Here is an 11,923-nt window from a genome sequence, read left to right on the forward strand (position 1 = left end):
CGAAGAGCTTTAGCATCACGATTTAAATCAATACCTTGAGCATTATGACGAGTTTGCATTGCAGCGCCATCTGGATTAACCATGGGAATGATGAGAAGGGTTATTTTCTGTTGCCATTTTTCTAGCCATTGTGCGTTTTCATCGGCAGTTATAAAGCTTAAAAAATCCATTAGTGCGGCAGTAGCTGTGTTTTCGTCGCCGTGCATTTGGCTCCACATCATCACTTTGATTGGGCCTGTGCCGATTTTAAGAGAGTTAAGTGCCTGTCCTTGGAAAGAGGTGCCTAATTGTTTTAGTGTAACGCTTGGGTGCTTTGCTGCGCTTTTTAAGTAAGGTTCTATATCGGCGTAGTAAATAGCAGGTTTGTTCAAGCCGCTCGCTACGGTGTCTTCAATCGTATTTGCGAGTGTACTGGTACTTAATGTTAAAAGGACTGCTGCGAGTGCATGTTGACGCATAATTATCTCTTTTATTCTTTGTTTTGATGATTTGTAGAATATTATATTTAAACTGGTTTGGCTAATCCTTGTTCAGTATTAAAGCTTTGATTGCTACTGAGTAAGTGTGTGTTTAATCCTTGTTTATATGTCATTTTCTTTTTGTTCATTGCTTTTTGCTATATAAAATACACTTTTAATTTTAACTACTTAGCTTTGATAAATTAATTTTTTTACAGCTCATTAGCAATTAGCTAAACAACACTTAACCTTGTGCTGTTAATTTCTACTTGTACCGTCTGTTGACTTTGTTATACTCCACATCGAAATTTCAGTAATTACTGAAACTTTATTGATGAAGATCATGTTACCGCATTTAAAAATAGGGTAAGCCGCTTACCCAAAATGCAGTAAAAGCGATAAAAAGGCGTGAGTTTTGCGAGCAATTAGTCAGTCACAAGGTGTCAAACAGTCTAGCTTAGCTAGATTGCAATTGGCTGCGCGTGCGTTTTTTGCTGGTAAAGAGCTAATGTCAGTTTTAGCCTTGTTGCTGATTAATTCAGCCATGCTAATCAACGGCACAGTAGAAGATGCTCAAGGGCTTAGAAGCTTATTAAGCGAAGGTGCTTTATACGAAACACCGTTGCTTAATGTGTTGAGTTTTTTAGCTTACCCTGTTGTGTCTTGCCAATTACTTATTGGTTTATGCTGGTTGGTCTTCCATTTCTTCCCTGCGCGTCGTGCAGGTGTCATTTTACGTAAAGCGGCTTTCGCTGCGCGTGAAACGATAAAGTCTTTAGTAGTACACAGCGCTCATGGCTGTCGTGCTCCTCCTCGTGTAAGTGGTTGTCTGTAAATAAGCTTTGTTGCTTAAGTTCAGCCATTTTAGTTGTTTTCTAAGTTGTCTTTACTAAGCACCTAGTGGGTTTTTTACGCCCAAATTTCAGTCAGCCAACCTAAACTCCCTCACTTTTTAGCGTGCCGATTTGTCGTGCTCGTTAGTCAGCCGAGGGATATCTGTAGCATCTGTTGCAGAAAAGCGTCGTGTTCTTATTTCGACAAGTGTTAACTTTTAGGTTGTAGGATATTCCTTTGTCAATTCGAAACCTTTGTAATATTGCTCTAGCGTCTTTAGTGCTGGCTTTGTCTGGCTGTAAAGGCGGGGTACTCGATCCAAAAGGTCAAATTGGTGTCGACGAGAAGTATTTAATTATCGTAGCTACGGTGTTAATGCTGATTGTTGTGATTCCAGTTATTGCCATGACAATTTATTTTGCATGGAAATACCGTGATGGACGAGATCAAGAAATTTACGCTCCAAAGTGGGCGCACTCTAATAAGATTGAAGCTGTAGTTTGGACCATTCCTATCATCATCGTTGCGATTTTAGGTGTGATCACGTGGCAGTCAACGCAACAACTTGACCCATATAAACCACTTGAGGGTAAAGGTAAGCACCTTACTGTTGAGGTTGTTTCTTTGAACTGGAAATGGTTATTCATTTATCCAGAACAAGGCATCGCCACAGTGAATGAGCTTGTTTTTCCTGCCAATGTGCCAGTGCAGTACAAAATCACCTCAGAAAGCACCATGAACTCGTTTTTCATTCCACAGCTTGGTAGCCAAATTTACTCAATGGCCGGTATGGAAACAAAGCTTCACTTAATCGCTGATGAGCCGGGTACTTTTAAAGGCTTTTCTGCTAACTACAGTGGTGCAGGTTTCACTGGTATGAAGTTCGATGCCATTGCAACAGCCACAGAAGCTGATTTCGATGCTTGGGTAAACAAAGTAAAAAATACCGGTTCTGCATTGACTAAGCAAAGCTATGTTGAACTTGCAAAACCAAGTGAATACGACCCAGTTAAATACTATGCCAGCGTAGATAAAGATATGTTCCATTCAATCGTAATGAAATATATGCAAGCGCATGGCTCTCACGGTGCAATGCAACACGCTATGCCAGAGCACTCAGCTCATAAGAAGCACAGCGAGGACGAGGAATAATCATGTCGTTGTTAGGTAAATTAACATTAGACGCAATCCCGTTTCATGAACCAATTATCATGGTTACCATGACGGTTGTTGCTGTCTTAGGTCTGTTAGTGGCAGGCTTAGTAACAAAATATAAAAAGTGGGGCGTGATTTGGCACGACTGGATCACCTCAATTGACCATAAGCGTTTAGGTGTTATGTACATCATTCTTGCGCTTATCATGCTTTTCCGTGGTTTCGCGGATGCCATTATGATGCGACTGCAATTGGCAATGGCTACCGGCGGTGCAAGTGGTTACTTACCACCAGAGCACTATGACCAAATCTTTACGGCACACGGGGTGATCATGATCATCTTTATGGCGATGCCGTTTATGATTGGTTTAATGAACATCATCTTACCGTTGCAAATTGGTGCTCGTGATGTTGCATTCCCATTCTTAAATAACCTTAGCTTTTGGTTAACTGCTGGCGGTGCAATCCTAATCAATATCTCATTATTCTTCGGTGAGTTTGCTAAAACAGGTTGGGTTGCGTATCCACCGTTGTCAGAGTTGTCATTCAGTCCGGGTGTTGGGGTCGACTATTATATATGGGCCTTGCAGATATCCGGCTTGGGTACCTTATTAACATCGGTAAACTTCTTAGCGACTGTATTTAAAATGCGTGCACCAGGCATGACATTAATGAAAATGCCTATTTTTACTTGGGCATGTACGTGGGCAAATATCTTAATTGCAGCATCGTTCCCAATTTTAACTGCTGTACTGGCAATGCTGACGCTTGATCGTTATCTCGATTTCCACTTCTTCACGAATGAATTAGGTGGTAACGCGATGATGTACATCAACTTATTCTGGGCATGGGGTCACCCTGAAGTTTACATTCTGATCTTACCTGCGTTTGGTATTTTCTCAGAAGTTATCTCAACGTTTGCTGGTAAACGCCTGTTTGGTTATAAGTCGATGGTTTACGCAAGTGGTGCAATTTCAATTTTAGGTTTCATCGTTTGGCTTCACCACTTCTTTACGATGGGCTCAAGCGCTAACGTTAATGCCTTCTTTGGTGTTATGACCATGGTTATTGCGGTGCCGACCGGGGTTAAGTTGTTTAACTGGTTATTCACAATGTATCGTGGTCGTTTACGTATTACTGTGCCTGTCCTTTGGACTTTAGGTTTTATGGTGACGTTCACTATCGGTGGTATGACGGGTGTTCTACTTGCGATTCCAGGTGCTGACTACGTATTACATAACAGCTTATTCTTAATCGCTCACTTCCATAACACCATCATTGGTGGTGCGGTATTTGGTTATTTAGCTGGTTTTGCGTTTTGGTTCCCTAAAGCAATGGGCTTCAAACTTGACGAGAGCTGGGGCAGAAGATCTTTCTGGTGCTGGTTAATTGGTTTCTTCGTGGCATTTATGCCGTTATACGTACTTGGTTTCTTAGGTATGACACGTCGCTTAAACCACACAAACAACCCTGATTGGAACATTTGGTTATACATTGCAGCTGGCGGTGCGGTGATCATTATGTTCGGTATCTTGTTCCAAGTTGTGCAACTTGTAGTGAGCTTCAAAAACCGCGAGCAACTTGATGATACAACGGGCGATCCGTGGAATGGTCATACTCTTGAGTGGGCATCTGCTTCACCTCCGCAGTACTACAACTTTGCGAAAATCCCTCATGTTGATGACATCGATGCGTGGACAGACATGAAAGAGAAAGGCTTAGCTTACAAGCAAGAAGCCTCTTATAGCCCAATTCATATGCCAAAAAATACATCGGCAGGTGTATTAATGAGCGCAGCTTTAACAACCTTCTGTTTTGCCATGATCTGGCACATTTGGTGGCTTGCGGCCTTTGGTTTACTGGGTGCTATCGTGGTGTTCATTAAACGTTGTTACACCAGCGATGTTGATTACTACGTGCAACCAGATGAAATTGTTGAACTAGAAACGGCTCACAATACAGCCGCTACGAAGGAGGTGAATGCATGAGTAGCATTTCTGCAGGACTCGACACCTTAAACGGCGCACACGGTCATGTCGATGCACATGACCATGAGCACCACGATACAGGTGGTAACACCGTATTTGGTTTCTGGCTTTACCTTATGACTGACTGCCTGTTGTTTGCATCATTCTTTGCAACCTACGCAGTATTGTTCATGAATACCGCTGGCGGTGTGTCGGGTAAAGACATTTTTGAACTTGATTTTGTTGCGGTTGAAACCGCAGCACTACTACTCAGTAGTATCACTTTTGGTTTTGCGATGATCTCTGCTCACGGGCAGAAAAAAGCGGCTACGTTAACTTGGTTGCTGGTTACCTTTGCCTTTGGTGCTGTGTTTATTGGTATGGAAGTATATGAATTCCATCACCTAATTGCGCACGGTAATGGCCCTCAGCAAAGTGCCTTTTTAACATCGTTCTTCTCTTTAGTGGGCTTACATGGTCTTCACGTTACAGCTGGTCTTATTTGGATGACTGTCCTGATGATTGAAGTTGTGCGCCGTGGTTTAAACCCACAAACAGTGACACGCCTAAGTTGTTTAAGCCTATTCTGGCACTTCTTAGATGTGGTGTGGATCTGTGTATTTACCGTTGTTTATTTAATGGGAGCAATGTAATGAGTCACAGTGAATCACATGTAATGAATAACTTAGAAGTTCATGCACAAAATGAACAATCACATGGCAGCGTTAAAGACTATTTAATTGGTTTTGTATTGTCAGTGGTTTTAACGGCTATTCCATTTTGGGCTGTGATGAGTGGTTCTTTTTCTAAAACGACCACTGCATGGTGCATCGTGAGCATGGCTATTGTGCAAATTTGGGTGCATTTGAAATATTTCTTACACCTAAACTTCAAAACTGAAGACGGCAAGGCAAGTTCATTGTCGTTTATCTTTAGTGCTTTAATCATTGTAATGGTGGTTGGTTTGTCGGTGTGGATCATCTACGAATCGAACGCCATGATGATGTACTAATAACAATTACTTTGTAATTGGTAAAAAGATTTACGAAAGGAGCTGGTTAGTCTGAGGTTGTGTCTCCAGTTCTTACAGTCTGTTACTAACTAGTTTCTTTCGTAATATTGCGTTTGTGCTGAAAATTAGAGGAGTCGAGGAAGTGTTTCGACGTTATTTAAATGTCACTAAACCTGGCATTATCATGGGCAATTTGATCTCTGTCGCGGGGGGATTCTTGCTAGCCTCTCGCGGTGATATTGACCCATGGTTAATGATCGCAACCTTGCTAGGGTTATCTTTAGTAGTGGCATCAGGATGCGCGATCAATAACGTGATTGATCGTGATATTGATGTTGCTATGGCGCGCACTCGCAAACGCGTCACAGTAACTGGCGAAATGTCAGCAAAGGCGGCTATGGCACATGGCATCGTGCTTGGTGTTATTGGTTTCGGTTTATTAGCTGTGTATACCAACGTAGTGGCACTCTTATTTGCTACTTTTGGTTACGTCATTTACGTCGGTGTGTACAGCTTATATATGAAACGTCGTTCTGTGTACGGCACCTTTGTCGGAAGTTTATCTGGCGCAGTACCACCTGTAGTGGGGTACTGCGCCGTAACTGGGCAGTTTGATGCTGGTGCTGTGATTTTATTGGTCATGTTTAGTCTATGGCAAATGCCTCATTCATATGCAATTGCAATCTTTCGTTATAACGACTACCAAGCGGCCAGAATTCCTGTGTTACCAGTAGCGCAGGGGATCGAGAAGGCAAAGCATCACATTGTTTTATATATCGCCGTGTATGCGTTGGTTGTGATGTTATTAACCATTAGTGGTTATACAGGTTTAGCCTTTATGGCTGTAGCTTGTACAACGAGTTTTTGGTGGTTGCTAATGGCGCTTCGTGGCTATCGTCGCAATATTGATGTTAGCGGCTGGGCGCGCCAAGTGTTTGCTTTTTCAATTGTAAATATCACGGTTTTGAGCATAGCTATGGCTTTAGATTACCATTCGGTAGCTCCACAGCTACTTGTTTTAACTTAGAAAAAAGTTGCTAACATATCCCAATGTTACAGTAGCAAAGGCCCGGTTTTTTCTCCCCGGGCCTTTTTTCATTGCTGATATTAAAAACGAGCAGCTTGCTCAACTACAATGCCATGGCGAGCCGCTAAACGACGATGGTCTTTATCATAGCCACCACCAATTACGGTTGCGACAGGTACATTGTGCTCAAGGCAACGCTTGAGAACTAAATGGTCCCGTTGCGCTATCCCTTGCCAGCTTATATCAAGTTTTCCTAAGCCATCTTGCTGCCACACATCAACACCGGCATCATAAAGCACTAAGTCTGGGTTTAAGGTGTTTAATAAATAACTCAGAGTATCGTCAACAACGCCTAGGTATTCACTATCAGCGACATTCGGTGCTAAACCAATATCTAAATCGCTGGCCGATTTTCGAAACGGAAAGTTCTTTTCACAGTGAATAGAGCAGGTATAAGCATAAGGCTGATGTGCGAGCATTGCTGCGGTGCCATCACCTTGATGAACGTCTAAGTCAAAAATAAGTATATTGGTCACTTCACCACTTTTTATAAGGGTTTCACTGGTGAACGCTAGGTCGTTTACCATGCAATAACCTGAGCCAAAATCAGTATGAGCATGATGAGTGCCACCGGCTAAGTGACAAGCGATGTCATGTTTCAGCGCTAAGCGTGCTGTTTGTAAGGTGCCAAGTGGGGCGGTAAAGGTACGTGCCATTAGCTCTTTTGACCAAGGTAAGCCAATGCGACGCATCGCTTTTTCATCTAAACGATTATGCCAAAGGTCGTGGATGTAGTTTTCACAATGTACTAACTCAAGGGGCTCAGGCGTGCCAAGCATCGGCTGAGTTAGGTTGTCATTTATTAATCCAAGGTTTTGTACATGCTCATATAAATAAGCAAACTTACTCATTACAAAGCGGTGGTTTGGATCGAAGCTAAACGAATAATTAGGATGATAAACCAAAGGTAAATGGGGATTTAACTGCATAGCTCATTGAATAGCTGAATTTGCTACAGCATAGCGAATTTCTGAGCAGATGTTTACTCTGGAGCGTGAATTAAATGCGCTAGTTCTCGATGCAATAGAGCTTCATCACCTAGGTTTAGCTCAATGAGTCGCTTAAGGTGGCTAATACTATCTATATCAATATGTTCGCAGCGAAGCCCAGCATGCTGATGTTCAACATGACACAGTTCAACTTGCATTTTTATCTCAATACTTGATTCGGGTAGGGTGAAAATTAAATCGGCTTTAGAATGTATAGGTATTAAAAATGAATCACTTTTAGTGATAAGTGCACCTTGTAATGATAAATCAAGTAACTGACAGTGATAGTCGTTACCTTCTATATGAAGGACAGCTGGGCAAGAAAATAGCACCCTAGAAAACTCTCTGCGTTCATTCATGTCTCTATTCTCCATACTTTTTAGCCTAAACAGTATAGTTCAATATGAAATGAATGAGAGAAAACAGCTGATAATTACTGATGAAAGTTAATAGTTATAGAAAAGCCCCTTAATAGGGGCTTTTTAATATCAGCTAATTAGCCAATTTTTTTGTATTTAATACGCTTAGGTTGTGCTGCTTCGGCGCCTAAGGTTTTCTTCAACCACTCTTCGTATTCTGTGTAGTTACCATCGAAGAAGTTAATTTGGCCTTCGTCACGGTAATCAAGAATATGTGTAGCAATACGGTCAAGGAACCAACGGTCATGCGAGATACACATTACACAGCCAGGGAACTCTAAAATAGCGTTCTCAAGTGCACGTAGTGTTTCAACGTCTAGGTCATTGGTTGGCTCATCCAGAAGTAATACGTTACCACCAGCTTTTAACAGCTTAGCTAGGTGTAAACGGTTGCGCTCACCACCTGATAGATCTTTAACGAATTTTTGTTGGTCGTTACCTTTGAAGTTAAAGCGGCCAACATAGGCACGGCTTGGGAATTCAAAGTTACCAATTTTCAAAACGTCTTGGCCGTTTGAGATTTCTTGGAAAACAGTGTTGCTCTCGTCCATGTTGCCACGGAACTGATCAACAGTTGCAAGCTCTACTGTTTCACCAACAATGATCTCACCGCTATCAGGCTTTTCTTCACCGCTTAGCATTTTGAATAGCGTTGATTTACCTGCACCATTGGCACCGATAATACCTACGATAGCGCCTTTAGGCATTGCAAAGTTTAAGTCATCAATTAATACGCGGTCGCCAAAGCTCTTCTTCAGGCCTTTCACTTCGATAACTTGGTCACCTAAGCGTGGACCCGGTGGAATGAATAGCTCATTCGTTTCGTTACGCTTTTGGTAATCATTTTGTTGAAGCTCTGAGAACTGTGCCATACGTGCTTTAGACTTAGCTTGACGGCCTTTCGGGTTTGAACGAACCCATTCAAGTTCTTGTGCGATTGATTTTTGACGTGCTTTTTCAGATTTCTGTTCTTGTTGTAAACGTAAATCTTTTTGCTCAAGCCACGATGAATAGTTACCTTCCCAAGGAATACCTTCACCACGGTCAAGCTCTAAAATCCAACCTGCTACGTTATCTAAGAAGTAACGGTCGTGGGTTACAGCAACCACAGTACCTTCGTAGTCGTGTAAGAAGCGTTCTAACCAAGCAACTGACTCAGCGTCTAAGTGGTTAGTCGGTTCGTCAAGAATAAGCATATCTGGTTTTTCAAGTAGTAAACGGCAGATCGCAACTCGGCGACGCTCACCACCCGAAAGGTGTTCAATTTTTGCATCCCAAGGTGGTAGGCGTAATGCATCAGCTGCACGCTCTAACACGTTATCAATATTGTGACCATCGTGTGCTTGGATGATAGCTTCAAGCTCACCTTGCTCTTTAGCAAGCGCATCGAAGTCTGCACCGTCCATTGCATACTCGTTGTATACTTCATCTAGGCGATTTAATGCATTTTTAACTTCGCTTACCGCTTCTTCTACTGTTTCGCGAACTGTTTTGTTCTCGTCTAGCTGCGGTTCTTGCGGTAAGTAACCGATTTTAGTGCCTGGTTGAGGGCGAGCTTCACCTTCAAAGTCTTGGTCAACACCGGCCATAATGCGCAGTAACGTCGATTTACCTGCACCGTTTAGACCTAGCACACCAATTTTTGCGCCTGGGAAAAAGTGTAAAGAAATATCTTTTAAGATAGTGCGCTTAGGTGGCACAACCTTAGATACTCGACTCATCGAGAATATAAACTTGTCTGGTAACACCATGAAAGAAGCCTTCAATTTATAATAAAAATTAACAGCAAGTATTGTATACCCAAACTACCTCAAAATACAGAATTCAGCGTTTATGATAGGCTTAATATCAAGGTGTTATTTACTCAAAGAGTCATACATTTTAATTAATGACCACTCAGAAATATCACTTCATTTGGACATCTAAACATCTAGAGGTTGAAATTTCTAACTATCCGTTCATAATTAGCACTCTAATATGTATGCTCGGAGCCCGCTATGCCCATTACAGTAAAAGATGAATTGCCAGCTATTGCAAAGTTACGTCAGGAAAACGTGTTTGTAATGCCAAAAAGCCGTGCGAAAACGCAAGAGATTCGCCCAATGCGTTTGGCCATCTTAAACTTAATGCCAAACAAAGTAGAAACCGAGGTGCAGTTTATTCGCTTACTAGCTAACTCACCGCTACAAGTTAATGTTGAGCTGTTGCGCTTAGATACCCACCGCAGCAGTAGTAACTCTGAGCAGCACTTAGATACGTTTTATCGTTATTTTTCTGAGGTAAAAGACAATAACTACGATGCCATGATCATCACGGGTGCGCCGCTTGCACATTTAGAGTATGACGATGTTGTCTATTGGGATGAACTTAAAGTGATTTTAGACTGGGCTGAGCAGCATGTTACCTCTACGCTGTTTTCGTGTTGGGCGGCCCATGCGGGGCTTTATCACCACTATGGTCTTAAGCGTGAACTTAAACCAAATAAGTTAAGTGGTGTATTTACCCACAAAAGCTATTTTGACCACGCAGCACTCACCCGTGGCTTTGATGATACCTTTTTAGTGCCACACTCTCGCTATGGTCATATTGATATTGATAAGATCACTGCCTGTGATGATTTGGTGGTGTTAGCTGGTTCTGAGCGAGTTGGTGCCTATTTAATTAAGAATAAGTCTGGCAGCCAAGTGTATATTACAGGTCATCCAGAGTACGATGCGCATACCTTAAAAGAAGAGTACCTGCGTGATAGCGAGAAGTCTGCAGACGCACCTAAACCAGAAAATTATTTCCCAGATGATAACCCTGATAACGAACCATCGAAAACATGGCAAAGTCATGCCTTTTTATTGTTTTCGAATTGGTTAAACTATTATGTGTACCAAACTACACCGTATGATATTAACTTAGTTAGCCAAGACGTAAGGACTAACAACTATGCCGAGTAATGCAGTGAATAAACGCGAACAATTGACCGAGGCGCTGAAACAGCGAATTTTAATCCTCGATGGCGCGATGGGCACCATGATCCAAGAACATAAATTAGAAGAGCAAGACTATCGCGGTGAGCGCTTTAAAGACTGGCATGTACTTATTAAAGGCAATAATGACTTATTAAGTCTGACTCAGCCAAAGATCATTGCTGATATTCACCGTGCTTACTTAGAAGCCGGTGCCGATATCATCGAAACCAATACCTTTAATGCCACGACTATTTCGATGGAAGATTACGATATGGCGAGTCTTAGTCGCGAAATCAACCTCGAGTCAGCGAAACTTGCGCGCGGCGTGTGTGATGAGTTTGAAGCAAAAGATCCAAGTAAACCGCGTTATGTAGCGGGTGTGCTTGGGCCAACGTCAAAAACCTGCTCTATTTCACCAGATGTAAATGACCCAGGTTATCGCAATATCAATTTTGATAAGCTGGTGGCTGCGTATGTTGAGTCGACACTGGCACTGATGGAAGGTGGCGCAGACCTTATTTTGATTGAAACCATCTTTGATACGCTTAATGCAAAAGCCGCTTCGTTTGCCGTAGAAGAAGCTTTCGAGCAAGCTGGTCGTAGTTTGCCTGTGATGATCTCAGGCACCATTACCGATGCCTCTGGTCGTACTTTATCAGGACAAACCACCGAAGCATTTTATAACTCTATTCGCCATATTAAACCGCTCTCAATTGGCCTCAACTGCGCCCTTGGCCCAGACTTACTGCGCCAGTATGTTGAAGAGTTATCGCGTGTTTGTGAAACCTTTACCTCGGTGCATCCAAATGCAGGTTTACCGAACGAATTTGGTGAATATGATTTAGAAGCCCCTGAAATGGCTAAAGAAATTATCGATTGGGGCAAATCTGGCTTTATTAACATTGTAGGTGGTTGTTGTGGCACCACACCGGCTCATATTAAGGCGTTTGCGAAAGGCCTGAGTGGTGTTAAGCCTCGCCAACTGCCTAAGCTTGAAGTGCGTATGCGCTTATCGGGCCTTGAAGCGTGCAACTTAAACTAG

12 protein-coding genes are annotated in these 11,923 nt (G+C 42.4%); 8 read left to right on the plus strand and 4 right to left on the minus strand.

Going from position 1 to position 11,923, the window contains the following annotated elements:
• The coding region (locus L1267_RS07690; protein WP_268842593.1) for a M14 family zinc carboxypeptidase at window positions 1–458 on the minus strand (458 nt) is incomplete at its 3' end.
• A gap of 415 nt (window positions 459–873) precedes the next feature.
• On the opposite strand from L1267_RS07690, the gene L1267_RS07695 reads away from it, so the two are divergent.
• The 6 genes from L1267_RS07695 to cyoE all read left to right on the plus strand — a co-directional run bounded on the left by L1267_RS07695 (window position 874) and on the right by cyoE (window position 6,453).
• Window positions 874–1,293, plus strand: a complete 420-nt coding sequence (locus L1267_RS07695; protein ID WP_135923745.1) for a hypothetical protein — start codon at window positions 874–876, stop codon at window positions 1,291–1,293.
• 236 nt (window positions 1,294–1,529) lie between these two features.
• Window positions 1,530–2,444 carry a ubiquinol oxidase subunit II gene (cyoA, locus tag L1267_RS07700; RefSeq protein WP_054562298.1) on the plus strand — a complete coding sequence of 305 codons (915 nt, stop codon included), beginning with the start codon at window positions 1,530–1,532 and terminating at the stop codon, window positions 2,442–2,444.
• 2 nt (window positions 2,445–2,446) lie between these two features.
• Window positions 2,447–4,435, plus strand: a complete 1,989-nt coding sequence (cyoB, locus tag L1267_RS07705; RefSeq protein ID WP_054554289.1) for a cytochrome o ubiquinol oxidase subunit I — start codon at window positions 2,447–2,449, stop codon at window positions 4,433–4,435.
• Window positions 4,432–5,067 (plus strand): cytochrome o ubiquinol oxidase subunit III, encoded by a 636-nt coding sequence (gene cyoC / locus L1267_RS07710; protein ID WP_054554290.1) that lies wholly within the window; start codon window positions 4,432–4,434, stop codon window positions 5,065–5,067. The genes cyoB and cyoC overlap by 4 nt, the downstream gene beginning before the upstream one ends.
• Window positions 5,067–5,426, plus strand: a complete 360-nt coding sequence (cyoD, locus tag L1267_RS07715) for a cytochrome o ubiquinol oxidase subunit IV (protein WP_175080008.1) — start codon at window positions 5,067–5,069, stop codon at window positions 5,424–5,426. The genes cyoC and cyoD overlap by 1 nt, the downstream gene beginning before the upstream one ends.
• Window positions 5,427–5,568: 142 nt before the next feature.
• Window positions 5,569–6,453 carry a heme o synthase gene (gene cyoE / locus L1267_RS07720; protein WP_054554292.1) on the plus strand — a complete coding sequence of 295 codons (885 nt, stop codon included), beginning with the start codon at window positions 5,569–5,571 and terminating at the stop codon, window positions 6,451–6,453.
• Window positions 6,454–6,533: 80 nt separating this feature from the next.
• Here cyoE and L1267_RS07725 read toward each other — a convergent pair whose 3' ends face one another.
• The 3 genes from L1267_RS07725 to ettA all read right to left on the minus strand — a co-directional run bounded on the left by L1267_RS07725 (window position 6,534) and on the right by ettA (window position 9,672).
• The gene (locus L1267_RS07725; protein ID WP_235382510.1) at window positions 6,534–7,442 is read right to left on the minus strand and encodes a histone deacetylase family protein; all 909 of its coding nucleotides are present in this window, start codon (window positions 7,440–7,442) and stop codon (window positions 6,534–6,536) included.
• Window positions 7,443–7,495: 53 nt separating this feature from the next.
• A complete protein-coding gene (locus tag L1267_RS07730) occupies window positions 7,496–7,861 on the minus strand; it encodes a PilZ domain-containing protein (protein WP_135923750.1) in 366 nt (121 codons plus the stop codon).
• Between the two features lie 137 nt (window positions 7,862–7,998).
• The gene (gene ettA, locus L1267_RS07735) at window positions 7,999–9,672 is read right to left on the minus strand and encodes an energy-dependent translational throttle protein EttA (protein ID WP_135923751.1); all 1,674 of its coding nucleotides are present in this window, start codon (window positions 9,670–9,672) and stop codon (window positions 7,999–8,001) included.
• A gap of 246 nt (window positions 9,673–9,918) precedes the next feature.
• Here ettA and metA point away from each other — a divergent pair, with 246 nt between their 5' ends.
• Both metA and L1267_RS07745 read left to right on the plus strand, forming a co-directional pair.
• Window positions 9,919–10,866 (plus strand): homoserine O-acetyltransferase MetA, encoded by a 948-nt coding sequence (gene metA, locus L1267_RS07740; protein WP_135923752.1) that lies wholly within the window; start codon window positions 9,919–9,921, stop codon window positions 10,864–10,866.
• Window positions 10,856–11,923 (plus strand): homocysteine S-methyltransferase family protein, encoded by a 1,068-nt coding sequence (locus L1267_RS07745; RefSeq protein WP_235382511.1) that lies wholly within the window; start codon window positions 10,856–10,858, stop codon window positions 11,921–11,923. The genes metA and L1267_RS07745 overlap by 11 nt, the downstream gene beginning before the upstream one ends.

It is taken from the genome of Pseudoalteromonas sp. OFAV1 (assembly GCF_021532595.1).
Lineage (GTDB): Bacteria > Pseudomonadota > Gammaproteobacteria > Enterobacterales > Alteromonadaceae > Pseudoalteromonas > Pseudoalteromonas lipolytica_C.

Bases quoted from the DNA above. Each gene is read 5' to 3' on its own strand.
- cyoB (WP_054554289.1), top strand. From the start codon at position 2,447: ATGTCGTTGTTAGGTAAATTAACATTAGACGCAATCCCGTTTCATGAA.
- cyoC (WP_054554290.1), top strand. From the start codon at position 4,432: ATGAGTAGCATTTCTGCAGGACTCGACACCTTAAACGGCGCACACGGT.
- cyoD (WP_175080008.1), top strand. From the start codon at position 5,067: ATGAGTCACAGTGAATCACATGTAATGAATAACTTAGAAGTTCATGCA.
- L1267_RS07725 (WP_235382510.1), bottom strand. From the start codon at position 7,442: ATGCAGTTAAATCCCCATTTACCTTTGGTTTATCATCCTAATTATTCG.
- L1267_RS07730 (WP_135923750.1), bottom strand. From the start codon at position 7,861: ATGAATGAACGCAGAGAGTTTTCTAGGGTGCTATTTTCTTGCCCAGCT.
- ettA (WP_135923751.1), bottom strand. From the start codon at position 9,672: ATGGTGTTACCAGACAAGTTTATATTCTCGATGAGTCGAGTATCTAAG.
- metA (WP_135923752.1), top strand. From the start codon at position 9,919: ATGCCCATTACAGTAAAAGATGAATTGCCAGCTATTGCAAAGTTACGT.
- L1267_RS07745 (WP_235382511.1), top strand. From the start codon at position 10,856: ATGCCGAGTAATGCAGTGAATAAACGCGAACAATTGACCGAGGCGCTG.